At 42.7% G+C, this 25,071-nt stretch carries 20 protein-coding genes and 2 tRNA genes; 12 read left to right on the forward strand and 10 right to left on the reverse strand.

The window, feature by feature from the left end; genetic code table 11:
- Positions 1–8: 8 nt before the first annotated feature.
- From PTT44_RS14440 to PTT44_RS14465, 6 genes are all read right to left on the reverse strand, one after another.
- Positions 9–1,505, reverse strand: coding sequence for a UDP-N-acetylmuramoyl-L-alanyl-D-glutamate--2,6-diaminopimelate ligase (locus PTT44_RS14440; RefSeq protein ID WP_273795679.1), 1,497 nt, complete (start codon positions 1,503–1,505; stop codon positions 9–11).
- A 7-nt stretch (positions 1,506–1,512) separates the two neighbouring features.
- On the reverse strand, positions 1,513–3,336 hold the full coding sequence (ftsI, locus tag PTT44_RS14445) for a penicillin-binding protein PBP3 (protein ID WP_168158674.1): 1,824 nt from the start codon (positions 3,334–3,336) through the stop codon (positions 1,513–1,515).
- 12 nt (positions 3,337–3,348) lie between these two features.
- Positions 3,349–3,681 carry a cell division protein FtsL gene (gene ftsL, locus PTT44_RS14450; protein ID WP_004691506.1) on the reverse strand — a complete coding sequence of 111 codons (333 nt, stop codon included), beginning with the start codon at positions 3,679–3,681 and terminating at the stop codon, positions 3,349–3,351.
- Positions 3,681–4,604, reverse strand: a complete 924-nt coding sequence (gene rsmH / locus PTT44_RS14455; RefSeq protein ID WP_058951622.1) for a 16S rRNA (cytosine(1402)-N(4))-methyltransferase RsmH — start codon at positions 4,602–4,604, stop codon at positions 3,681–3,683. Before rsmH ends, ftsL begins: the two co-directional genes overlap by 1 nt.
- Positions 4,605–4,791: 187 nt before the next feature.
- On the reverse strand, positions 4,792–5,811 hold the full coding sequence (locus PTT44_RS14460) for a sulfate ABC transporter substrate-binding protein (protein ID WP_159128570.1): 1,020 nt from the start codon (positions 5,809–5,811) through the stop codon (positions 4,792–4,794).
- Positions 5,812–6,063: 252 nt separating this feature from the next.
- The gene (locus tag PTT44_RS14465; protein ID WP_168158675.1) at positions 6,064–7,062 is read right to left on the reverse strand and encodes a sulfate ABC transporter substrate-binding protein; all 999 of its coding nucleotides are present in this window, start codon (positions 7,060–7,062) and stop codon (positions 6,064–6,066) included.
- Between the two features lie 388 nt (positions 7,063–7,450).
- On the opposite strand from PTT44_RS14465, the gene PTT44_RS14470 reads away from it, so the two are divergent.
- The 5 genes from PTT44_RS14470 (at position 7,451) to PTT44_RS14490 (ending at position 11,007) form a co-directional block, all read left to right on the forward strand.
- On the forward strand, positions 7,451–7,735 hold the full coding sequence (locus tag PTT44_RS14470) for a hypothetical protein (protein WP_168158676.1): 285 nt from the start codon (positions 7,451–7,453) through the stop codon (positions 7,733–7,735).
- A gap of 148 nt (positions 7,736–7,883) precedes the next feature.
- Positions 7,884–9,392: a glutamate--tRNA ligase gene (gltX, locus tag PTT44_RS14475; RefSeq protein WP_273795680.1), complete on the forward strand. Its 1,509-nt coding sequence runs from the start codon at positions 7,884–7,886 to the stop codon at positions 9,390–9,392.
- A 92-nt stretch (positions 9,393–9,484) separates the two neighbouring features.
- A tRNA-Glu gene (locus tag PTT44_RS14480) sits at positions 9,485–9,560 on the forward strand.
- Positions 9,561–9,712: 152 nt separating this feature from the next.
- Positions 9,713–10,054 carry a membrane protein gene (locus tag PTT44_RS14485; RefSeq protein WP_010327661.1) on the forward strand — a complete coding sequence of 114 codons (342 nt, stop codon included), beginning with the start codon at positions 9,713–9,715 and terminating at the stop codon, positions 10,052–10,054.
- A 149-nt stretch (positions 10,055–10,203) separates the two neighbouring features.
- Entirely contained in the window at positions 10,204–11,007 is an 804-nt protein-coding gene (locus PTT44_RS14490; protein WP_168158678.1) for a DUF4198 domain-containing protein, read from the forward strand.
- Between the two features lie 59 nt (positions 11,008–11,066).
- Here the strand turns inward: PTT44_RS14490 and ettA are convergent, their stop codons facing one another.
- Complete coding sequence (gene ettA / locus PTT44_RS14495) at positions 11,067–12,728, reverse strand: energy-dependent translational throttle protein EttA (RefSeq protein WP_168158679.1); 1,662 nt, start codon at positions 12,726–12,728, stop codon at positions 11,067–11,069.
- Positions 12,729–13,013: 285 nt separating this feature from the next.
- Between ettA and PTT44_RS14500 the strand changes: the two genes are divergently transcribed.
- The 3 genes from PTT44_RS14500 to PTT44_RS14510 all read left to right on the forward strand — a co-directional run bounded on the left by PTT44_RS14500 (position 13,014) and on the right by PTT44_RS14510 (position 16,354).
- The gene (locus PTT44_RS14500; RefSeq protein WP_168158680.1) at positions 13,014–14,291 is read left to right on the forward strand and encodes an O-acetylhomoserine aminocarboxypropyltransferase/cysteine synthase family protein; all 1,278 of its coding nucleotides are present in this window, start codon (positions 13,014–13,016) and stop codon (positions 14,289–14,291) included.
- A gap of 308 nt (positions 14,292–14,599) precedes the next feature.
- On the forward strand, positions 14,600–15,487 hold the full coding sequence (locus PTT44_RS14505) for an SDR family NAD(P)-dependent oxidoreductase (RefSeq protein WP_159152664.1): 888 nt from the start codon (positions 14,600–14,602) through the stop codon (positions 15,485–15,487).
- A 549-nt stretch (positions 15,488–16,036) separates the two neighbouring features.
- Positions 16,037–16,354: a hypothetical protein gene (locus PTT44_RS14510; RefSeq protein ID WP_004691542.1), complete on the forward strand. Its 318-nt coding sequence runs from the start codon at positions 16,037–16,039 to the stop codon at positions 16,352–16,354.
- A gap of 56 nt (positions 16,355–16,410) precedes the next feature.
- Here PTT44_RS14510 and PTT44_RS14515 read toward each other — a convergent pair whose 3' ends face one another.
- Positions 16,411–18,762 carry a Tex family protein gene (locus PTT44_RS14515; protein WP_168158682.1) on the reverse strand — a complete coding sequence of 784 codons (2,352 nt, stop codon included), beginning with the start codon at positions 18,760–18,762 and terminating at the stop codon, positions 16,411–16,413.
- Between the two features lie 336 nt (positions 18,763–19,098).
- Here PTT44_RS14515 and ompR point away from each other — a divergent pair, with 336 nt between their 5' ends.
- From ompR to PTT44_RS14535, 4 genes are all read left to right on the forward strand, one after another.
- Positions 19,099–19,863 carry an osmolarity response regulator transcription factor OmpR gene (gene ompR / locus PTT44_RS14520; protein ID WP_004691545.1) on the forward strand — a complete coding sequence of 255 codons (765 nt, stop codon included), beginning with the start codon at positions 19,099–19,101 and terminating at the stop codon, positions 19,861–19,863.
- A 303-nt stretch (positions 19,864–20,166) separates the two neighbouring features.
- Entirely contained in the window at positions 20,167–21,627 is a 1,461-nt protein-coding gene (locus PTT44_RS14525; protein ID WP_168158683.1) for an ATP-binding protein, read from the forward strand.
- Between the two features lie 206 nt (positions 21,628–21,833).
- Entirely contained in the window at positions 21,834–23,351 is a 1,518-nt protein-coding gene (locus tag PTT44_RS14530; RefSeq protein WP_004978127.1) for an acetyl-CoA hydrolase/transferase family protein, read from the forward strand.
- 129 nt (positions 23,352–23,480) lie between these two features.
- Complete coding sequence (locus tag PTT44_RS14535) at positions 23,481–23,900, forward strand: GNAT family acetyltransferase (protein WP_004691549.1); 420 nt, start codon at positions 23,481–23,483, stop codon at positions 23,898–23,900.
- Between the two features lie 10 nt (positions 23,901–23,910).
- On the opposite strand, the gene PTT44_RS14540 is transcribed toward PTT44_RS14535, so the two are convergent.
- Positions 23,911–24,663 carry a class I SAM-dependent methyltransferase gene (locus tag PTT44_RS14540; protein ID WP_168158684.1) on the reverse strand — a complete coding sequence of 251 codons (753 nt, stop codon included), beginning with the start codon at positions 24,661–24,663 and terminating at the stop codon, positions 23,911–23,913.
- 142 nt (positions 24,664–24,805) lie between these two features.
- Positions 24,806–24,881, reverse strand: a tRNA-Phe gene (locus PTT44_RS14545).
- Between the last annotated feature and the right edge of the window lie 190 nt (positions 24,882–25,071).

Raw genomic sequence — 25,071 nt, forward strand, 5'->3', positions numbered from 1 at the left:
TGACTTCCTTAGTGTGCAGGATAAGCAGAATCAGTAGTGTGGTGCTGTGCATCAATCGCGGATTGCACTTCGACGACATCGTCAAACCAATGTCGAACACCCTCTATTTCTTGATAGTTTTCATGACCTTTGCCTGCAATCACGACAATATCACCCGCTTGGGCCTGTTGAACGGCAAATTTAATCGCTTCACGACGATCATGGATTTCATGAACCACACGAGTCGAGAAATCAACACCCGCTTTCATATCGGCAAAAATTTGCTCAGGATTTTCAGTCCGTGGGTTATCTGAAGTCAACAACACCACATCTGCTCCGTTTAATGCTGCTTGGGTCATGAGTGGGCGTTTGCCACGGTCGCGGTCTCCACCACAACCAAATACTGCCCAGAGTTGCTGTTCTACATGGCGCTTCAACGTGCTTAAGACTTGCACCAGAGCATCAGGCGTATGCGCATAATCAACCACAAATAAACGCGCATCATCACGAATCACTTGCATACGACCTGGTGCACCTTTGAGCTGTGCTGTCGTAGTAACCACATCGGCTAAATCAAAACCCGCTTGTTCAACCATAATTAAACTTGCGACCAAATTTTCAATATTAAAATGACCCAATAATGGGTTCTGTACCTGATATTCGGCCTGTGCCGTAGACAAGCTAAAGTTCGCACCCGTCAGGCTATATTGAATATTCTTCACCTGATAGTCTGCAGGCTGCGTGGTTGAATAGGTTAAAATTTTCGGTTGGACTGGATTATTTTGTGCCGCTTGAATCATGACTCCAGCATGCTCATCATCCAGATTGATGACTGCAACTTTCAATGATGGAAATTGAAACAAGCGAGATTTAGCTTCGGCATAGGCCTCAAGCGTGCCATGGTAGTCCAAATGGTCACGACTTAAGTTACTATATGCAGCAATTTCAATTTCACTGCCCGCTAAACGACCTTGTTCCAAACCATGCGAAGAGGCTTCAATCGATGAAAATTCAGCCCCTTGCTTGGCATAGCTATGTAGTGCATTTTGTAAGTGCAGCGCATCTAAAGTGGTATGCGACGATGCTTCTAAATTGGGTAAAATGCCATTACCTGTGGTTCCCATTACCGCACATGATTTGCCTTGTAGCATCAACAGTTCTGCGACTAAACGAGAAATGGTGGTTTTACCATTGGTTCCTGTCACTGCTAAAATACGAGCAGGCTGTACTTGGCTAGTGGCCAACAAAAATTGCTTTTGCCAGCCTCCCATCAAGTGACGCACATTCGGCACCACAATACTGTTTTCAAGTGCAAGCTCAGTTTCACTCACCACCGCTAAAGCCCCTTTGTCCAAGGCTATTTGCGCAAACTGCTCTGTTTTCTCAGGTTGTGAAAATGATGTCAGCGCAATAAAAATTTGCCCTGCCTGTACTTTACGACTATCAAGAACAAAACCTTGAAATGGCTGTGCCATCCATTCAGCGCTTAAGTTAGCGGTGTAGAGTTGTTGAAATGTAATGGACATTCATCACCTATCTCTTGATTACAGGAGCATCTAAAGGTTTATCTAAAGGCACGTTCATTAAACGTAAGGATTCTTGCATAACACGGGCAAATACAGGCGCAGACACTGTACCACCATAGTAGGTCCCTTGCGGGTTTTCGACCACGACCACCATCGCTAAACGCGGGTCGCTGACTGGTGCTACACCAGCAAAAAGTGCACGATATTCATTGGTTGAGTAGCCTTTACGGTCAGCACGCAACTTATGTGCGGTTCCTGTTTTACCCCCCACACGGTAACCCGGAATAGTCGCACGCGTCGCAGTACCACCTGGTAAGGTTGCTGTTTCCATCATCAACAAAACTTGATCCGCAATTTTTGGATCAATCATTTGTTCACCACGGGGCGGTGCATCTAACTTATACAAACTCAAAGGCATTTTCACACCTTTGTTAGCCAACATGGCATAAGCATCCACCATTTGCAGCACAGTCGCATTTAAACCGTAACCATATGCCATGGTCGCCACTTCCGATACATTCCATTTACTTGGCGGAAGAATTAAACCACCACTTTCACCCGGGAATTTAACCGCAGAACGCTGACCAAAACCGAGACGTTTGTAAAAAGTCGGTAAAGTTGCATAAGGGAGAGACAAGGCAATTTTAGCCACACCCACGTTAGAGGATTTTTGAATAATCCCGCCCAAAGTCAGTGGACCGTAGTTATGCGTATCTCGAATGGTGTGGTTACCGACCCGCATTGAACCCGGAGTGGTATTGACCACAGTATTCGGCATATATTTGCCGCTTTCCAAGGCCATTGAAATGGTCAAAGGCTTCATGGTTGAACCCGGCTCGAAAGAGTCAACCGCACCACGGTTACGCATGGCGTCTTTATTGGACAAACTGTTTTTATCGTTCGGGTTATACGACGGCCACGACGCCATCGCTAAAATTTCACCCGTTTTCACATCGACCGCAATCGCTGTTGCAGAACGAGCATTATTGGCTACACCCGCAGCGGTCAGTTCACGGTACATAATGTATTGAAGGCGCGAATCAATACTGAGCGTAATATTTTCGCCCGGCTCAACTTCTTTAACCACCTCGGCATCTTTAAAACGATTGCCCTTTTTATCTCGAACAATTTGCTGCTCACCATCAATACCCGACAGGCGTTGATTCAGCTGCATTTCTAAACCTTCAATGCCCGAACCTTCACTGTTGGTCAAACCAATAATTTGCGCATTCGGTTGTGGCTGCGGATAGTAACGCTTGTAGTTCTTTTCGGTATACACCCCTTGGAACTCACGTTTCGCAATCAGTTCAGCTTGCTGAGGTGGCACTTCTTTTTTCAAAACCAAGTAGCGCGAACGCGGACGTTCATTGAGTTTCCGCTTCAGTTCCGCACGATCCATGCCCACGGCATCAGCCAGTTCATCCAGATTTAAGTTTTTGTCTGGTAATTGACGCTTCAATTTACGATTGTGTGGATCTTTGGCTAATTCAGCAGTAATTTCATCAAACAGTTTTTTATTATCAAAATAATCACGCGGATCAATCACCACTTTCATGATCGGCGTACTGATCGCCAAAGGCACACCATGACGGTCATAAATCACACCACGCATGGCTTTAATTTTTTCGGTTCTTAAAATATTGGCATTGGCTTTATTTTGCAAAAATTCGGTATTGATGACCTGTACGTAAAAAGCACGTCCAATCAAAGCAATAAAGCAAGCTAAAACCACCGCCCACATGAGATAAAAGCGCCACATTTCAACCTGTAGAGCCGATTTTTCAGTCACCGCTTGCTGTTTTTTACGAGTGGGTTTACGCTTTTCTACCATGTTACAGCGGCCTTATTTTTTGTCTTCTGAAGTCGTGGGTAAAGAAATCACTACGGTTTGCGCCGCAGGTGGTGAATACATCCGCAGTTGCGTCACTGCGCGCGTTCCAATTTGTGCAGTTGCGCCAAAAGTTTGCTGTTCAATCAGCAAACGGCCCCACTCTGCATTTAAGTCATCACGCTCGCGCATAAAAGAACTCATTTCGCGATAGTCATGACGGTATTCAAACACTTGAAACACCACCATCATGGCACTAATAAATACCAGCACCAATAAAATGACATAGGCAATCAGCTTCTTAAACTTTAACTTTGTTGGAATTTTTTCAACGACTTCAGTTTTCATTATTCGCCTTTAAGTGCTAAGCGCTCTGCAACTCTAAGCCATGCACTACGTGAACGTGGATTGGCTTTAACCTCGGCATCACTTGCTTTCACACGTGATACTTTCTTTAAACGACGTGTATCTGGTCGTTGTTGTGGCATTCCCCAACCCATGTCTTCCTCAAGTGTCGACTCTTTTTGAATAAATTGTTTAATTAATCGATCTTCTAGCGAATGAAAGCTAATCACAGCCAAGCGACCATTCGGTTTTAATACGTCTACCGCTTGAGGTAGGAAAACTTCAATATCTTCTAATTCTTTATTAATGGCAATACGAATTGCTTGGAAAGTTCGTGTTGCGGCATGTTTATTTTTTTCCCATTTCGGGTGTGCCACTTTCACAATTTCAGCCAATTGCGCGGTCGTTTCAATCAACCCAGCCGCTTTAATGGCTTTGGCAATACGACGGCTATAACGCTCTTCACCGTATTGAAAAATAATATTAGCTAACGCTTCTTCTTCAATATTGACCAACCACTGCGCTGCGGTTGGACCTTTTGAATTATCCATACGCATATCCAGTGGCCCATCTTTCATAAAACTAAAGCCACGCTCCGCCTGATCAAGCTGCGGTGAAGACACGCCCAAATCGGCCATAACCCCATCGACCAAGCCAATACCACGTACTTCTAACTCATGTTTAAGATCAGCAAAGCTGGCATGGATAATTTTAAAACGTGGATCTTCTTGTTCTAAAATCGCGGCTGTTTCCAGTGCTTGCGGGTCTTTATCAAAACCATAGACACGTGCATTTTCATCCAGCTTAGACAACAGCAAACGTGTATGTCCGCCACGACCAAACGTCCCGTCAATGAAAATCCCTGTATTGCGATCTGCTACCAAAGCATCAACAGTTTCGTGAAGTAATACAGAAATATGCGACATAAAGACTCAATATGATCGGAAGGAAAAATGTAACTGCACATTATTACCTTGTTTTAACAAAGCTCCAAACGACTTTTTGTAGGGAAATATTACTTTTCATAGACAAAACCGTTTTTAAACGGCATTCATTATCAAAAAAGCCTCCCGAGGGAGGCTTTTTAAGTAGTAGCTGAAATAATTAACTGGATTATTTACGGCTATTATAGATTTGGTCAAAGGTCGCCCCATTCACAAAGTGGGTCTTTTGAGCATTGGCCCAACCACCAAACACTTCATCAATGGTGAAGGTTTTTAACGGTGGAAATTGCGCTTTATATTTTTCTAAAACTGCAGCATTACGCGGACGATAGAAGTGTTTCGCCGCCATTTCCTGACCCAGTGGTGAATATAAATAGTTGATATAACCCTGTGCTAACCACTTGTTGCCATTTTTCGCCACGGTCTTATCCACGATTGCCACCGAAGGCTCGGTTAAAATCGAGATCGATGGATAAACAATATCGAACTGATTTTTACCTAAAGTTTTTTGTGTCACTAAGGCTTCATTTTCCCAAGTCAACAACACATCACCAATGCGACGTTCTGCAAAGGTGGTCATAGACGCCCGTGCCGCAGAGTCCATGACTTTCACGTTATGGTACATTTTACCCACGAACTCTTTGGCTTTGGCCTCATTGCCACCTGGTTGTTTCAGTGCATAACCCCAAGCAGACAGATACACCCAACGTGGTAGACCGCCTGTTTTAGGATTAGGCGTAATAATTTGTACACCCGGTTTGGTTAAATCAGACCAGTCCTTAATTTTTTTCGGGTTGCCTTTGCGTACCATGAACACAATGGTCGACGTATAAGGTGCAGAGTTATTTGGGAACTCTTTTTGCCAACCCGGCTGGATTTGACCCGATTTGACAATTTCTTCAATGTCATTGGCTAGGGCCAAGGTCACCACATCCCCTTTTAGACCATCAACGACCGAACGGGCTTGTTTACCTGAACCCCCGTGTGACTGTTTAAAATCGACCGTTTGTCCTGTACGACTTTGCCAATAAGCACCAAAGGATTTATTGAACTCATCGTAAAATTCACGTGTTGCATCATAGGAGACATTGAGCATAGTACGATCAGCCGCTTGAGCTGATGTCATACTGAATGTCAGACCTGTTGCCACTACGGCAGCAGCCCAGAGAGATTTCAAATGCATTTTCATGGCGTATTAAATTAAATATCAAGAATTATGCTAAATATATGAAACAAAATCATAAATCGCAATTCACTTTTGTTTTTTAAATACTCGTTACTTTAGAATCACTGAGACTTAATGAATTGTTTTTATTTAAAATAATAGCAAACACTTTACTTATTCTTATTATATACATTTTTATGCTTAAAATATAATAAAAGTGGATATGCGTATATCCACTTTTATGTTCGAACGTGATCTCATTAAACCACAGCACGTTTATTTTTCAGCATAAATTTGATCAAAAATCGCACCATTTACAAAGTGAGTTTTCTGCGCTTTGGCCCACCCTCCAAAGACATCATTAATATTAAAGGTTTTTTGCTTTGGAAATTGCGTAAGGTATTTGTTCGCCACTTGTTTATTTCGTGGACGGAAGAAATGCTTCGCCGCCAACTCCTGCCCTTTTGGCGAATACAGATAATTTAAATAGCCCTTGGCCAAATTTCGATTGCCATTTTTGTCGACGGTTTTGTCCACAATCGCAACCGATGGCTCCGCTAAAATCGAAATAGACGGATAAACAATATCGTATTTGTCTTTACCGAGGCCTTGGGTTGCCAGTAAGGCTTCATTTTCCCAAGACAACAACACATCTCCTATGCTTCGTTCAGCAAACGTGGTCAATGAACCTCGCGCACCTGAATCAAGGACTTTGACATTTTGATAAAGTTTTTTCACCAATTCTTTGGCTTTCGCATCATTACCTCCCGGTTGTTTTAATGCATACCCCCAAGCCGATAAATAGATCCAACGCGGCGCACCGCCTGTTTTTGGATTTGGGGTAATGATCTCAACCCCCGGTTTGGTTAAATCATTCCAGTCTTTAATTTGTTTCGGATTACCCTTACGCACTAAAAAAACAATGGTTGACGTATAAGGTGCAGAATTATTTGGAAATTCTTTTTGCCAATTTTTATCAATTTGTCCAGTATTCACAATTTCATCAATATCATTGGCCAAGGCCAAGGTCACCACATCTGCTTGTAGACCCGTTGCAACGGCACGTGCTTGCTTGCCCGATCCACCATGAGACTGTTTAAAGTTGACCTCCTGCCCAGTTTTGCTTTTCCAATACTGTCCAAAGGCTTGGTTATATTCTTGATAAAACTCACGGGTTGGGTCATAAGACACATTTAAAAAATCTTTTGCTGCATAAGCACTGGCTGCAAAGCCCCCAAGTAATACTAAAATAGATGTCGCTAATATTTTTTTCATTGCTTTATACTCGAACTGAATTTGCTCACTATATAAACAACAAAAAACCAACACAATCATCTAGTTATAATTAATTATGGCTTTTATATCTGATAAAAAGATATCTCTAAAAGGACTATTTTGTGCACTTTTAGGGATAAGCCCATATCCGCCCTCCACAGATCAAGCTCAAAATCTCCATGCTATCTCCACAGTTATTTGGTACAAAAAGCCAAATGATTTATATTTGATGTTTAAATGTCAATTTAGCCCAAATTTGTTTATAATTTTGTAAATTGTGTGACACAGTTCTACTTTTTTATTTGTAAAATCGGTTAAATTGAAACTAGATTACCAATGATTTTAATAAAAATCTGTTCCAATACCATGTTGAGAGGGGGAAAAGGACATGAAAGCAATATTTTTACATACCGTTACGTTAAGTATCGGCTTGGCTTGTTTTAGCCAACTGGGACATAGTGCAGCCATTCAAAGCAATGACAAAGCGACGATGCCCACTGAGAAAACATCGTTGATTGAAAAAGCGCTCAGCCAACAAAAAGGCAGTGACCGAACCACGATGACGGATAATGATTTAAAAATCATGACTTCAATCAAAGTTGCACCGACACAAAATTTCTTTGCTACACAAAACCAGCGCTTTAGCCGTTTTGTGCAATCATTGTTCCTCTAAACTAAAAATAAGCAACAACGTCATAACCTCTCTCAAGTTATGACATTTGCACATAAAAGCCTGATCACTGAATGTTGAATTAAGCATTAAGTGGTCGGGCTTTTTCGTTATAATAGACCTCAATTTACATTCTGAATCATAATTGGCTATGACTGTTCGTACTCGTATTGCACCCTCTCCAACTGGCTTCCCGCATGTGGGCACAGCGTATATTGCGTTATTTAACTTATGCTATGCCAAGCAACATGGTGGTGAATTTATTCTGCGGATTGAAGATACCGACCAACTTCGTTCGACTCCTGAATCTGAAAAAATGATTTTAGATTCATTGCGTTGGTTAGGACTGAATTGGTTTGAAGGTCCAGACATTGGCGGGCCACATGCACCGTATCGCCAGTCTGAACGCATGCATATTTATAAACAATATGCACTGGATTTGGTTGAAAAAGGTCATGCGTTCTACTGCTTTGCTACAAGCGAAGAGTTGGATCAAATGCGTGCAGAACAACAGGCCCGTGGTGAGACACCAAAGTACGATGGCCGTGGTTTAAAATTATCTGCTGAAGAAGTCCAAAGTCGCCTTGCTGCAGGTGAGCCACACGTGATTCGTATGAAAGTGCCCGAAGAAGGCATTTGTACAGTCAATGACTTACTGCGCGGGGAAGTGGAAATTCCTTGGGTACAAGTGGACATGCAAGTCTTGCTTAAAACAGATGGTTTACCGACCTATCACCTTGCCAATGTTGTCGATGACCATTTGATGCAAATCACCCACGTTTTCCGTGGCGAAGAATGGTTGCCTTCAGCACCTAAACATCAGTTGTTGTACCAATACTTTGGTTGGGAAATGCCTGTATTGGGGCATATGCCATTATTACGTAACCCAGACAAATCAAAACTGTCAAAACGTAAGAACCCAACCTCTATTAACTACTACAAAAATATTGGTGTCTTGCCTGAAGCCTTGTTGAACTACTTAGGCCGCATGGGCTGGTCTATGCCAGATGAACGCGAAAAATTCACATTGGCAGAGATGATTGAACACTTTGACATTCAACGGGTATCCCTCGGTGGTCCAATTTTTGATGTGGAAAAACTGAATTGGCTCAATGGTCAATGGATCAAAGGCTTAAGCCCTGCTGAACTGTTAGATACCTTATTGGCATGGAAAGCAGATCGCAAGATGCTCGAAGACATCGCCGCAGCGATTCAACCTCGTATCAACTTGCTTTCAGAAGCGGTGAACTGGTCTGCGCATTACTTTAACCAGTTCCCAAGCTTGACCAAAGAACAGTTTGAAAGCAAGAAACTGAGCGAAGAGCAAGTTCGTCAAAGTCTGCAATTTGCGATTTGGCGTTTGGAAAGCATGTTCACATGGAACAATGACACCGTAAGTCAAACCTTGATGGACTTAGCCAGCCAAATGGAAATTAAGCTCCGTGACTTTATGCCAGCGTTCTTTATTGCCATTGCAGGTTCAACCGCTTCGACCCCAGTGATGCAAACCATGGTCACCATTGGCCCTGACTTAACTTTCGCGCGCTTACGTCATGCCCTTGAAATTGTGGGTGGTCCAAGCAAAAAAGAAGCAAAAATTTGGGAAAAACTGAATGAAAGTCTAAAATTGCCGAAAAATGACGCAGTTGATGAAGCTTAATTGATTTTTTAGTTGACGCATGGGCGTTATATCCCTAATATAGCGCTCACACAGAGAGACGGTGTTAACCACTCAACGTGATGCCTCAATAAGTCCCTATCGTCTAGAGGCCTAGGACATCGCCCTTTCACGGCGGTAACCGGGGTTCGAATCCCCGTAGGGACGCCATATTTAAGATGGCAACATCTGGTAAAAAACCCAAGCATTATGACTTGGGTTTTTTATTGCCTCAAATTTATCAGCACTTCATTACCGCGCTTTTTTGGCTTTCTGCTCCAATCCGATTAGAATACAGCATAGATTCGAATTTTGGAGTTGTAATGCAATATCGTTGTCCTCAATGTCAAAGCCCAAAAATTATGCCTGTTGCTCAAGCAGGAGCTCCAGCAACACGCCCTGTCGTGCCTAAAAGTCTGGTTTTTTTAGTTCCAGCCATTTTTGTATTATTACTTTTGGTGCTCATTAGCATCGCAATGTGGCTATTTGGGGATGGCGCTGGCTCAACACTACAAATTGCAACAGTTGTGGTTTTCATCGTGTGTGTGATTGCAGGCTTCTTATTTTACCGCGACCTTCCTGATTTTAAGATTTCAATGCAAGGCTTCATGCAGTCTCAGAAAAAATGGAAATGTCGTGAATGCGACCATGAGTGGGAAATCTAAGCCTTAACTTAGAACCCGCATCCAAAAAGGGAGTCTATGCACTCCCTTTTTATCTACTCAAATAATAAATAATAATTATTATCACCTGTTAGTTTTTCTCGATATAATCAAAAACCTCATCTTACGAAATATTTTTAGGCCTAGTCTCTATGAAAAACGCTCTACTCTGCACACTTTTATTCTGTTCAGTGGCTCAAGCCCATGAACCCTATGTCGCTCCACTGGCGTATCACACTGAAAATACCCAAGTCCCTGTATTGAGCGCCTATGCAGAACAAGCCTTTCATCCTGAATATGCCCTAAAAGATATTTCATTCAGCGTTTTCCAACCAAACCAAACACAGACGACGATTCAAGCACAGAAGCACTTAGAATCTGCAACTGCATTTGATCTTAAGCTACCAGAAAAAGGCACCTATACCATTTTTGCCAAGACCTCATATCCAATTGAATATGTACAACATAATCGCCAATGGAAAATCTTTGTTGATGTCGCAGCAGATAAAGTCCCTACTTTAAGCGAGCGTGACTATGTCATACCAAGTGACTTTAAAGGCAAAGTGCCAAGCAAGGTCTCTACGGTTCGCGAATGGAGCATTCAAAGCTATGTGAGCAAAGACAGCACCACACCTGTCGCTGTAACGCCAGCCCCAATTCAAGTCAAATTCAAAACCCATCCAAACCAAATCACGGTGCAACAGCCTGTACAACTGCAAATTACTCAAGCAGGCAAAGCCCTTGCACATGCAGAACTCATGGTTCGCGCTCAAGGTGAGCTTGAGCAACAAGCGAAAAGCACAGCTGTCGATGCACAAGGCCATGCCACACTCACTTTTGCACAAGCTGGGCAATACCTGATTGAAGTGAGCGAAAAAGTCGATGCCAAAGCAAAACCTAAAAATCAGTATTACACCATTATCAGCTTACAAGTGAATGCCCCTAAAACGCCTTAAGCGGCAATTGCTAAGCATAAAAAAACCAGCCCGAAGGCTGGTTTTTTTATGCGGGGAAATTAACCGCCAATTTTTTTGTATTTGGTACGCTTTTGAACCGCAGCATCACCTAAACGCGCTAAACGATAGGCTTCATATTCAGCATAGTTACCTTCGTAGAATTCAGGCTGTTCGTTCTCAAACGACAAGATGTGCGTTGCAATACGGTCAAGGAACCAACGGTCGTGCGACACCACCATTACCGTACCTGGGAATACAAGAATTGCATCCTCAAGTGCACGTAAGGTTTCGATATCCAAGTCGTTCGATGGCTCATCCAGTAAGATGACGTTTGCGCCCATTTGTAGGATTTTCGCCAGTTGTAAACGGTTACGCTCACCACCTGACAACTCCCCTACACGCTTCTGCTGGTCTTGACCTTTAAAGTTAAAGCGACCGATATAAGCACGTGATGCAATTTCATAATCGCCAATTCTTAAGATATCCAAACCGCCAGAAACTTCTTCCCAAACGGTTTTATTGTTATCTAAGGTGTCACGAATCTGACCCACATACGCTACTTTAACCGACTCACCCAAAGTCACCGTACCTGTATCTGGCTGTTGTTCACCCGTCATCATACGGAACAGTGTGGTTTTACCCGCACCGTTTGGACCCACGATACCCACAATTGCTGTAGGCGGTACGGTAAAGCTCAGGTTTTCGTACAGTACGCGACCATCAAATGATTTGCTAATGCCTTCCACTTCTACGACTTTATTCCCTAGACGTGGGCCAGGTGGAATATAGATTTCTGAAGTTTCGTTACGTTGTTGGAACTCGCGTGAGTTAAGCTCTTCAAAACGCTCCATACGCGCTTTGTTTTTCTTTTGCTGACCTTTCGCATTTGAACGAACCCATTCAAGTTCTTTCTTCAATGCTTTAGCAAAAGACTCTTCTTGCTTGTTCTCTTGTTCTAGACGCGCATTCTTCTGCTCTAACCAAGCAGAATAGTTGCCTTGATATGGAATGCCCATACCGCGGTCAAGCTCAAGAATCCATTCTGCTACGTTATCCAAGAAATAACGATCGTGCGTAATCGCCACAATCGTTCCGGCAAAGTCTTTCAAGAAACGCTCTAACCAAGACACAGATTCTGCATCCAAGTGGTTCGTCGGTTCATCTAAAAGCAACATGTCTGGCTTAGACAAAAGCAAACGACACAATGCAACACGACGACGCTCACCACCTGACAGTAAAGTCACGTCCGCATCCCAAGCTGGAAGATTCAAAGCTGCTGCAGCTTGATCCATTTGGTTGCTCAGATTATGTGCATCCCATGAATGGATAATCGCTTCAAGTTTTTCTTGCTCTTTTGCCAATGCATCAAAGTCTGCATCTTCTGCTGCATATTCAGCAAATACTTCGTCCAAACGCGCCAAAGCATCCAATGGTTCACGTAAACCATCTTCTACATTTCCACGAACATCCTTATTTGGATCGAGTGGCGGCTCTTGTTCTAGGTAACCAATTTTGATACCCGGTTGCGCACGCGCTTCGCCAGAGAAATCTTTGTCTACGCCCGCCATAATACGAAGCAAGGTCGATTTACCTGCACCGTTTAAACCAAGCACACCAATTTTTGCACCTGGGAAAAATGACAAAGAGATGTCTTTTAAGATTTCGCGCTTCGGCGGAACCATCTTAGACACTCGGTTCATCGTATAAATATATTGGGCCACGTAGGACTCCTCAATAGAAAAACCAAAAAATCGCAAGAAGCGAAAAAATATTTGCGGGCATTATACGATGAATACGTTGAAAAAATAAGGCATGAAACCGATCTTCAATGCAATGTTACAACTTTCACCTCGGTTATTTTTTAAACACCACCTTTATCTCACTTTTTCGCAGACAAGCAGCTCATCTTTATGAATTTTTTAGATAAATATTCATTATTTTCACACTTTCACTCATATTCATTGATGGTAGACTGTGCAATATTTAACTCACGCAGATGAAGTCCCATGACCTATAAAGATGAAACTTTGGCTATCCATGCTGGTTATAGCCCCGAAGCCACCACCAAAGCAGTGGCTGTGCCGATTTATCAAACTACGTCTTATGCCTTTGATAATACACAACATGGTGCAGATCTATTTGACCTAAAAGTTCAAGGCAATATTTATACCCGAATTATGAACCCGACCACTGCGGTGCTAGAACAACGTTTGGCTGCACTCGAAGGCGGTATTGGCGCGTTGGCCTTAGCCTCTGGCATGGCAGCCATTACTTATGCGATTCAGACGATTACCGAAGCAGGTGATAACATTGCTTCCGTCTCGACCTTGTACGGTGGCACTTATAACCTATTTGCCCACACTCTACCGAAGCAAGGCATTGAAGTCCGTTTCTTTGATTATCAAGATCCAGAAGCCCTACGTGGTTTAATTGATGAAAAAACCAAATTGGTCTTTGTTGAATCGATTGGCAACCCACTCGGCAATATCATTGACCTAGAAGCGATTGCCAAAATCGCACATGAGTATGGCGTGCCTGTGGTGGTCGATAATACCGTCGCAACCCCTGCGCTGCTGAAACCCTTTGAATATGGGGCAGACATTGTGGTGCATTCATTAACCAAATATATTGGCGGGCATGGTAACTCGATTGGTGGAGCGATTGTCGATAGTGGTAAATTTCCTTGGGGCCAATATCCTGAGCGCTTTAAAGTGCTAAATACGCCAGACCCAAGCTATCACGGCGTGAACTATGTCGAAGCTTTAGGCGAAGCAGCTTATATTGCACGCGCCCGCGTGGTGCCATTACGCAATACCGGAGCTGCGATTAGCCCTTTAAGCGTGTTCTTGATTCTACAAGGCTTAGAAACGCTAAATCTGCGTATGGAACGTCATACTGAAAATGCGCAGAAAGTCGCAGAATATTTACAAGCCCATCCCAAAGTGAAATGGGTCAACTATGCTGGCCTGAAAGATCACCCTCAGCATGGCTTAGCGCAAAAATATGTTAAAGGAAAACCTTCGGCGATTTTATCTTTTGGGGTACAAGATGGCCGTGAAGGTGGCACCCGCTTTATTGATGCTTTGCAACTCTTCACTCGCTTGGTCAATATTGGCGATGCCAAAAGTTTGGCCTGCCACCCTGCCACCACCACACATCGCCAACTGAATGAAGCGGAATTAAAGTCTGCTGGAGTAAGTCTTGACATGGTGCGTTTATCTGTAGGCATTGAACATATTGATGATTTGATTGCAGATTTAGAGCAGGCCTTGGCTCAAGTCTAAAATACAGACCACTAAACTTAAAACCTCAATCACATGATTGAGGTTTTTTATACGCTTGTCTTTTATATTTATAGCCCTTTCACTTCGCTTGAATTCGTGGTAAAAACAAGTCATTAGAACCAATAAAATAGAGTTTTTGCTCTAAAATTATTTATTATTTCAATAACTTATGCCGTGATATTTTTAAGCAGTTTAGGTATTATACCGTGAAGGAAAGCCGCTACATTTCTCCGAAAATGCAGCCTAAATAATCGAATACAAAAACAGCCATAACCCTCAAATATTTGACTTAGATCAGGAATGATAACGTGAATTCAAGAATAGATAGACTTTTTAAAGAACGCGTAAATGGAAAAACCGTCTTAATTACAGGCGCTTCAAGTGGTATTGGTTTAACCGTTGCACACAAACTGGCTGACGCAGGAGCACACGTCCTTTTAGTTTCGCGCACCAAAGAAACATTAGAAGAAGTTAAAGCAGAAATCGAAGCCAAAGGGGGTTCAGCCTCTGTTTTTCCATGTGACCTAAATGATTTAGACTCGATTGATGAAGTTTCTAAGCAGATTTTAGCTTCAGTCGATCATATTGATATTTTAATTAATAACGCAGGTCGTTCGATCCGCCGTGCTGTACATGAGTCAGCGGAACGCTTCCACGACTTTGAACGCACCATGCAGCTTAACTACTTTGGTGCGGTACGTTTAGTCATGAACATCCTGCCACAAATGATGATTCGTCGTGATGGGCATATTATTAACATTAGCTCGATTGGCGTATTGGCAAATGCCACTCGTTTCTCAGCCTATGTGGCGTCTAAAGCGGCACTAGATGCATTCAGTCGCTGTCTTTCTGCCGAAGTGCATTCACATAAAATTGCGATTACTTCGGTTTATATGCCTTTGGTACGCACCCCGATGATTGCGCCAACAAAAATTTATAAATACGTTCCTACCCTTTCGCCTGAACAGGCAGCAGATCTGGTTGCTTATGCGATTGTGAAGCGTCCGAAGAAAGTCGCAACCAACTTAGGTCGTTTGGCATCGATCACTTATTCAATTGCACCAGATATCAACAATAAGCTGATGTCGATTGGTTATAACTTATTCCCAAGTTCCACTGCGTCAGTAGGTGAACCGCAAAAACTCAACTGGGTACAAAAAGCGTATGCACGCTTGTTCCCAGGTGAACATTGGTAAGTTTTCTTACAATTTACCCAACCTTTGATTAAAGGTTGGGTAGCTAAATTTTTCGCAACTCTTTTATAGTTCTTAATATTCGCTTAAGAAAAAAAGTCCACCATAAGAGCAACAATAAAAGGGGAAAAGAAATGCAGGCACTTTATTTATTCAAGCTTTTTTGCTTCATCTTTGCTGCAATCACTGCTTTTAATCTGTATACAGAACTCACCCTCTCTCATATTTCAATCTGGCAAGTGCTGATTCATGGTGGTTTGCTGATGATCTTACTCGAATTTGGCTTTAAGAGCCAACGCGCATCTCAACAGCCTCCCCCACTGACGAGTGAAATATACTCGCTAGAAACAAAAAATAAGCCAACCTCACAATCATCAAGCATGTATTGCAATATTTTTTCAAAAATAGGTTTAGTCTCCATTTTTTCCAGCCTAATTGCACAAAGCCTAATCAGTTAAGACTCATACTTTTTTTGTGGACAAAAGATAAAGACGACGTGACCCTTCTACTTTTTGTGTTATAAACAGCCGTCTTTTTTTATTTTGTGAATTTATGCGCGCTTTTACTTTCGTACTGCAATATGTGTGTATCGCTTTTGCGATTTATCTCTGCTACCGAGTAGGCAGTAGCCTGTATTTACAAGATTATGTGATGATGGATATCGTGGCCAATGTCGGGACGATTCTAATCTGTATCGATCTTGCTGTTTTCCTGTGGCATAGCCGCAGCACCCAAGCCATAAGCCTCAAAGATTATGCGACGAGACTAGAACAACCCGCTCCAACTTTTGTCAAAGTTTGCCGAAAGCTTGGGCACTTTGGCATTATGCTGATTATCACCAGTTGGATCGTGCCCATCATCAACGGATAAAAGTAACCATAAAAAAACCTCCCACTTGGGAGGTTTTTTTATTCAAATCTTAAAGATTATTTCGAACCTTTAATCCCTGCTTGAAGTAACAATGCACCTAAACCACCAATTTTATTTTCTTGAGGTTTAGCCGTTTGCGGCTTCTTGTTTGTTTGAGCACGCTCGCCTTGCAAACGTGCTTGTTGTGGACGTTTACCTTGTGGTTTACGTTCACTACGCTCTGTATTTTCACGACGTGGTTGACGCGGAGCTTTAGGCGCTTCAGCACCTTCAGGGCGCATCGACAAATTCACACGATTACGCTCAGCATCTACAGTGAGTACACGTACTTGCACAATTTGCCCCGGCTTTACCACTTTATGCGGATCTGCAACGAATTCATTGGCCAATTCTGAAATATGGACTAAACCATCTTGGTGTACACCCACATCCACAAAAGCACCGAAGTTCGTCACATTGGTCACGACGCCTTCAAGCTGCATGCCTTCAGTCAGTTGCGCAACTTCCGTAATGTCTTCACGGAATTTTGCTGTACGGAACTCTGGACGCGGATCACGACCTGGTTTTTCCAGTTCAGACAGTACATCTTGAATGGTTGGTAAACCAAATTTCTCATCTGCAAATTCTTCAGCATTCACTTGGCGAATGATTTCAGAGTTACCAATGATATCTTTCACCGTCGTCGCTTTCGCTTCAACAATTTTACCCACCAGCGCATAAGACTCTGGGTGAACAGCAGAAGCATCCAGTGGCTCTGAACCATCTTGAATACGTAAGAAACCTGCCGCTTGTTCAAAAGTACGCTCGCCTAACCGCGGTACTTTTTTCAAATCTTGGCGGTTGTCGAAACGGCCATTTTCTTTACGAAAATCGACAATTTGCTGTGCAATCGACTTATTCAAACCTGCGATATAACCCAAGATAGCAGATGATGCAGTATTAACATCCACACCTACCGAGTTCACGCAGTCTTCAACGACTGCTTCAAGGGTTTTCGCTAAACCAGTTTGGTTCACATCATGTTGGTACTGACCTACACCAATCGATTTTGGATCGATTTTCACCAGTTCAGCCAATGGGTCTTGTAAACGACGTGCAATCGACACTGCACCACGAATCGACACATCTAACTCTGGTAACTCCGCAGATGCCAATTCAGACGCTGAATAAACCGATGCACCCGCTTCTGATACAGAAACACGTGTTAGTTTTAAATCGCTGTTTGCAGCCATCATTTCAGCCACAACGCTTTCTGTTTCACGGCTTGCTGTGCCATTGCCAATGGCAATCAGGTCAACATTAAACTCACGGCATAAACGGGCAAGTTCTGCAATTGAACCCGCTTTATCATCTTTGGGTGCAAATGGATAAATCGTGCTATGTGCAAGTACATCACCCGATGCATTCACCACAGCCAATTTCACCCCTGTACGGATACCAGGGTCCACCCCTAAGGTTGTACGTGCGCCCGCGGGTGCAGACAACAGCAAATGACGTAAGTTTTCAGCAAAAACATCCATTGCTTCAGATTCAGCTGCAAGACGTTTTTCGGTGAGCAACGAATGTTCGATACTTGGACGAACCTTGCCTAACCAGAACAATTTAGCTGTTTGTTTTAAATAGTCTTGACGTGCTTGCGGCTGTGCAGTTTCAAGGCTGTATTCATTTTCAATACGCACCAATGGTGCATCATCTTCGCCATCAACTTTTAAACCTAAAACGTTTTCTTGACGGCCACGTAACATAGCCAATAAACGGTGTGACGGGACTTTATTTAAATTTTCAGAAAAGTCGAAGTAATCGCGGAATTTTTTGCCAACTTCTTTTTTCTCATCACTTGCCACTAAACTTTTTAAAGTGGCTGTTTTTGCAAACGTTGCCTTGAGTTCAGTGGTCAGTGCAATGTTCTGCGCCCAGTCATCAATTAGAATATGTTGAATCGCATCCAACTGACTTTCTAGATCTGGATAATCTTCATGGCTAAAGCCTGCCAATGCTTCAGCTGGATCAACCGCTTCTGCAAAGATTTTCACTGCAATCGGGCCTAAGCCTGCTTCTTTGGCTTTAAATGATTTACTGGTCCGTTTTGGACGGTACGGTGCGTAAATTTCTTCTAAGGCATTTTTAGTTTCAGCAGCATTTACACGTGCCAATAAATCATCAGACAATTTGTCTTGTTCTTTTAATGATTCAATTACCTTGTCGCGACGTTCAAATAAGTCACGTAAATAAGCCAAACGTGTATCGAGCTGACGTAACTGCGCATCATCTAAGCCTTGCGTGACTTCTTTACGGTAACGCGCAATAAATGGAACGCTAGCACCTTCATCAATCAACTTGATGGCAGCCTCGATTTGATTTGGACGTACGGCAATTTCTTTTGCCAACTGCTGAACTAAGTCAGTCATCGTATGTGATCCCACAAGGATATGTACTAAAAGCCATGATTATAAAGACCAAGACTATAAAATCCACAACTGTTTTTATTAATTTAATGGCTTAAATGTGACATATTTCAGGCAAATTTCATAAATCCATCTTATTTTCAGTGTTAAATCTTATTTTTAGGTATTCTTTGCCATTTTTTTCTATGGGCTAAGATGTATACATTTGGTATCTATGTCTTGATTTTACCTGCAATATTTGTTGCTTTAGAGCATAGTAAAGACATACAAATGAGTCGTATACTCAAGACTGTCCCGGCTTTTGTTTACGATGACAATAAAGAATAAAGGAGCACTTCAATGAGTTTAGTTGTACCTGCTGAAAAAACAGATGCTGTACATAGCGATGCAGATCGCGTTGAACGCATTTTAGTGGTAGATGACGATGTGCGTTTACGTACGCTACTCCAACGCTTTTTAGAAGATAAAGGCTTTGTAGTGAAAACAGCGCATGACGCAACCCAAATGGATCGTCTATTACAGCGCGAACTGTTTTCACTGATTGTGCTCGACTTCATGCTTCCTGTTGAAGATGGCTTAAGTATCTGCCGTCGTCTACGTCAATCCAATATAGATACGCCTATTATTATGCTCACTGCACGTGGCAGTGACTCAGACCGTATTGCAGGTCTAGAAGCGGGTGCAGATGACTATTTACCGAAACCATTTAATCCAAATGAGTTGTTAGCACGTATTCGCGCCGTACTGCGCCGCCAAGTCCGTGAAGTTCCAGGTGCACCAAGCCAACAAATGGAAGTGGTCAGCTTTGGGCCATGGTCACTTGATTTATCAACACGTACCCTAACGCGTGAAGGTCAAGTCGTAACCCTAACTACAGGTGAGTTTGCGGTACTGAAAGCCTTGGTACAACATCCACGTGAGCCTTTGACTCGCGACAAATTGATGAACCTTGCGCGTGGCCGTGAATGGGGTGCAATGGAACGTTCGATTGATGTTCAGGTATCGCGCCTACGTCGTCTTGTAGAAGAAAACCCTGCTCGTGCACGTTATATCCAAACGGTTTGGGGTGTGGGTTATGTGTTCGTTCCAGATGGCGCGGAATAATTCAAAACTAAAAAATACGGCTTCGGTCTTTTTAAGCTGAGTAGCAATAATCAGCACGACGGAGTCCTAAAATTAAGCTCAACTTTATCGATTAACCTGCGGTTCGCCTTACTTTTGTTTCGACAAAAGTAAGCAAAACCATTGTCATCTGCAAAACTCGGCATATTTCTGCATTTCAACATCATGCTCGCAGAAACTTTATAACACCCAGACCTCCTGCCTCGAACAATTGCAGATGACTTTTCGCGTATCGCATACCTGTCACCATTGAACTATGTCTCTTACATAGAAACAGGAAATCACGTGAAACTCGAACCCATCGACCCTCAAAAATTTACAGATTACGAAGCGTATTCAGAACGGAAACGCACGCATTGGGAACGCTTTTTAGATAAAATCAAGCCGCGTTCTGCTGCCATGCGCACCACCGTACTGGTACTCTTCATTGTATTTTTCAGTTTATTTATGTCTTTGTGGTTCTTTTGGCGCACCTTATATCTTCCAGAAATTCAACAACATGCTCGTTATCTTGCTGTTGAAATAGAAATTCTCAACAACCCCGATTTACGGATTTATCATCAAAATACTGAAGTCGATGTCGATGACTGGCTAAGAAGCCGCGTCGGGATTGAATACGTCACCGATCCCAAAGAATATCCCAATGTTAAAGATAAGGTGATTGCCGAGTTCTTTACCAATCAAATTGAAGCTAAGCTGGCCAAAGAATTAAAAGTCGAACATGCCACAGTATATTTCCAATTTAAACCTAGCCCGCGCATTTGGATTCAAACGCCTGAAATGAACGGCAACTGGGTACGGGAACCACTGAAAACCTATGCCAACTACAGCCCTGAGTTAATTTTCGGTTGGCTGCTTGGCGTACCCCTTATTGCAGCAGCCATTATTTTAACCTTGGTTCGTCAGCTCAATCGCCCGCTGCGTCGTCTGCAAAATGCTGCCAACAGTTATAGTAAAACAGGCACAGCGCCGTATTTAGAGACCAATCACGGCCCCCAAGAAATTCGTGAGGTCAACCAAGCGTTTAATCACATGATCTACACCCTAGATCAGACTGAACGTGACCGCCGGATTATGTTGGCGGGGATTTCACATGACTTACGCACCCCACTGACCCGTATTCGACTCAGTGCAGAAATGATGCCCGATGATGATTTTTTAAAAGAAGGACTGATTTATGACGTTGAAGATATGGACGCGATCTTAAATCAGTTCATTTCCTATATGCGTGATGGTTCGGATGAGGAAATCCAAGACACCGATTTAAATATGCTGTTACAAGAATTGGTGGTGCAATTCAAACCGTTGGATATTCGTTTTGAGCCTGCTGAATTACCGATTATTCAGGCACGGAGTCTGTCTCTTAAACGCCTGATTGGTAACTTGATTAATAATTCAAAACGCTACGGTGCTGAGCCGATTGAACTTTCCGCAACAGTGGAAAATGAACATATTTTAATTAGCGTAGCAGACCATGGTGAAGGTATTCCTGATGATCAAATTGAAGAACTCATGCAACCTTTTGTTCGTGGGAATGAAGCCAGAACAGTTCAAGGCAGTGGTTTAGGTCTCGCCATTGTAAAGCGCATTGTTGACATTCACCAAGGTCAACTCAGCATTCATAATCGGGAACAAGGCGGACTTGAAGCAATTATTTCGCTGCCTCTTCATCACAATCAAGATGTTGAAATTTCCAGCAGCAACCCACTCGAAAAATTAAAGCAAACCTTGGTTGAGCATTTCTAAACTTTGTACAATAGTTGATCAAACGATTTTGTTCAACTATTCAACAATTTAATTTTACCAAATATATTTCAAACACTTATAAATCATCAGAATCCCTTATACCCACATTTTTTCAAAAAATTAGACCTTAGCCTAACAGGTATGCACAATGTCGTTCTTGATCGGTACAATCGGTGCCAGATCCAGAATATTAACGAGAGTAAACCATGTCTTTAGATCGTATCCGTTTAGCTTCACTTCACGATAAAGTCATCAGTGCAGAAGAAGCGTCTGCTTTTATTGAAGATGGCATGACTGTAGGTATGAGTGGCTTCACTCGTGCTGGCGAAGCGAAAGCTGTACCTTTGGCATTGGTTAAACGTGCACACACAAATCCTTTAAAAATCACATTAATTACTGGTGCTTCTTTAGGTAATGACCTAGACAAGCAATTGACTGAAGCGGGTGTATTGGCACGTCGTTTACCGTTCCAAGTGGACAACACTTTACGTAAAGCTATCAACAATGGCGAAGTGATGTTCATTGACCAACACTTATCTGAAACTGTTGAGCAAATGCGTAACCTTCAGTTGAAAAAGCCAGATGTAGCGATCATTGAAGCAGTTGCGATTACTGAAGATGGCGGCATCATTCCAACAACGTCGGTAGGTAACTCTGCAAGTTTTGCAATTTTCGCAGAAAAAGTGATTGTTGAAATCAACACCAACTTAAGCCCTGCATTTGAAGGCTTACACGATATTTACATCCCAACTTACCGTCCGACACGTCAACCGATTCCATTGACTCAAGTGGATGAGCGTATTGGTACGCACGCGATCAATATCGATCCTGCAAAAATCGTCGGTATCGTCATCAACAACGACTTGCACGACTCTCCATCAACTGTGACAGCGCCAGATGATGAAACTCAAGGCATTGCAGATCACTTAATCGCATTCTTTGAAAAAGAAGTAGCTGAAGAGCGTCTACCGAAAAACTTAGGCCCATTACAAGCAGGGATTGGCTCAATTGCCAATGCTGTACTCACAGGCCTTAAAGATTCGAACTTCGAAGACCTCGTGATGTACTCAGAAGTGTTGCAAGACTGTACTTTCGAATTGATCGATGCAGGTAAAATGAAGTTTGCTTCAGGTTCATCAATTACCCTTTCTGCAAAATACGGCGAGAAAGTATTTAATAACCTTGAAGCGTACAAAGATAAATTGGTTTTACGTCCGCAAGAAATTTCGAATCACCCTGAATTGGTTCGTCGTTTAGGTATTATCGGCATCAATACTGCGCTTGAATTTGATATTTACGGTAACGTAAACTCAACTCACGTTTGCGGTACGAAAATGATGAATGGTATCGGTGGTTCAGGTGACTTCGCACGTAATGCACACTTGGCGATCTTCGTAACCAAATCAATTGCGAAAGGTGGCGACATCTCTTCAATCGTACCGTTTGCATCGCACATCGACCATGCTGAACACGATGTTGACATTCTAGTGACTGAACAAGGTTTGGCTGACCTGCGTGGTTTAGCACCGCGTGAACGTGCTCGTGCGATTATCGACAACTGTGCACACCCACTGTATCGTGATGCATTAAACGACTACTTCGATCGTTCATGTGCAAAAGGTGGTCATACACCTCACCTTCTACGTGAAGCGTTGTCTTGGCATTCTAACTTTGAAGAAACAGGCCACATGCTTCCTGTTCAAGCAGAAGCAAAATCTGCTTAATTTAAAGTTTAAAAAAAGCGCCCTCTTGGGCGTTTTTTTTATGTCTGATGAAAAGTGCAATAAAACACTTATCAAAATAAAAAAACTCAATTAATCTAAAGGCATCCAAAAAATAAAAATGCCAAGCTCATGTTCATTATTCGCCCCTATCTCGAAACAGATTTAGAAGACGTCATTGCACTTTGGGAGGTATGCGACCTCACTCGCCCTTGGAACAACCCTGAAATTGATATTTTTAGAAAAACCGCACAAAAAGATGGTTTATTTTTATTAGCGGTTAAAGATGAACAACTCATCGCCACATTGATGGGTGGTTATGATGGCCATCGCGGCTGGATTAATTATTTGGCAGTACATCCGCACTTTCAACGCAATGGGGTCGCAACCGCACTTATACAGCAACTAGAGAAGCGCCTGATTGCGTTAGGCTGTCCCAAACTACAACTGCTTGTACGTAAAGAAAACATCGACGTGCAAAGCTTCTATGAGCAACTGGGTTATGAGGAAATCGAAGTCGTGTGCTTCGGTAAACGTCTGATTGCCGATTAAGCTTAGACACTCAATGCGCCGATACAGGTAGACGGCCCAATCTTAAAAAAATTGGAAATTTAAGCGCAAAGACTTGGTTCGCATAATCATCAACGGCAAAGAATGCTTTGAACTCATATAAGGGGTCATCTGAATTTTTCGCTCGATAATGTTTCAGTGCAGACCATGTATTTAAATAATCCAACAATTGAGCAGCAGACCATTGAAACGACATCGACAATTCAGGCGTCGCTATTTCCTCAAAGGGAAAAGGAATGGTTTGATAGGCCTCGTCGATATAACGACGTTCGGCATCCCAATAGCCTTTCAAAGTCTTAAAATAAAGTCGCTCAATACAACCCTGTAACTCAGGTTGCTGCAGCTGAATTAAACCATAGCCAATGACCGCCAAAATGCCTTCAGGTCGTAAAGTCCGCCGCACTTCTGCATAAAAGCTATCAAAGTTAAACCAATGAATGGCTTGAGCCACCGTGATTAAATCAAAACTCTGCTCGGCAAAACTGGTGTGCTCTGCAGACTGAACTTGATAACTAACATTTTCAAAATAAGGTGCATGTTGTAACTGATGCACACTGATATCTGTCGCCACCACGGCATCAAAATGCGGCGCCAACAATTGAGTTAATTGCCCCGATCCTGCACCACAGTCCCACGCAAATTGAGGAGTTACTACATGCTTGAGTATTTCTTGAATCAAACTCGCTGGATAACTCGGACGTGCGAGTTGATAAAGCTGACTTCCCGATGAAAAGCGGTCTTTCATAAGCCATCCTCAGTCTTATTTTTGACTCAAAATTAGCACATTCTCCAAGAGCCAAAGCATGATGTTGTCCAACATCTTATACAATCCTACTTTTCATGAGACAAAAAAAAGCCCCAAACATTGTTTGAGACTTTTTTGAATATGGTGGCGAGACCCAGGATCGAACTGGGGACACACGGATTTTCAATCCGTTGCTCTACCTACTGAGCTATCACGCCGATGCCGTGTATTAAGCCGTATCTCGGATGAATAGTCAATAAAAATCATCACTTTTTTATTTGATCGAATAAATTTCAGGCAAAAAAAATCCCTGATGGGATCAGGGATTGAAATCTTTAAATAAGATTTTGAATATGGTGGCGAGACCCAGGATCGAACTGGGGACACACGGATTTTCAATCCGTTGCT

Source organism: Acinetobacter sp. Gutcm_16 (genome assembly GCF_028649355.1).
GTDB classification, from domain to species: domain Bacteria; phylum Pseudomonadota; class Gammaproteobacteria; order Pseudomonadales; family Moraxellaceae; genus Acinetobacter; species Acinetobacter johnsonii.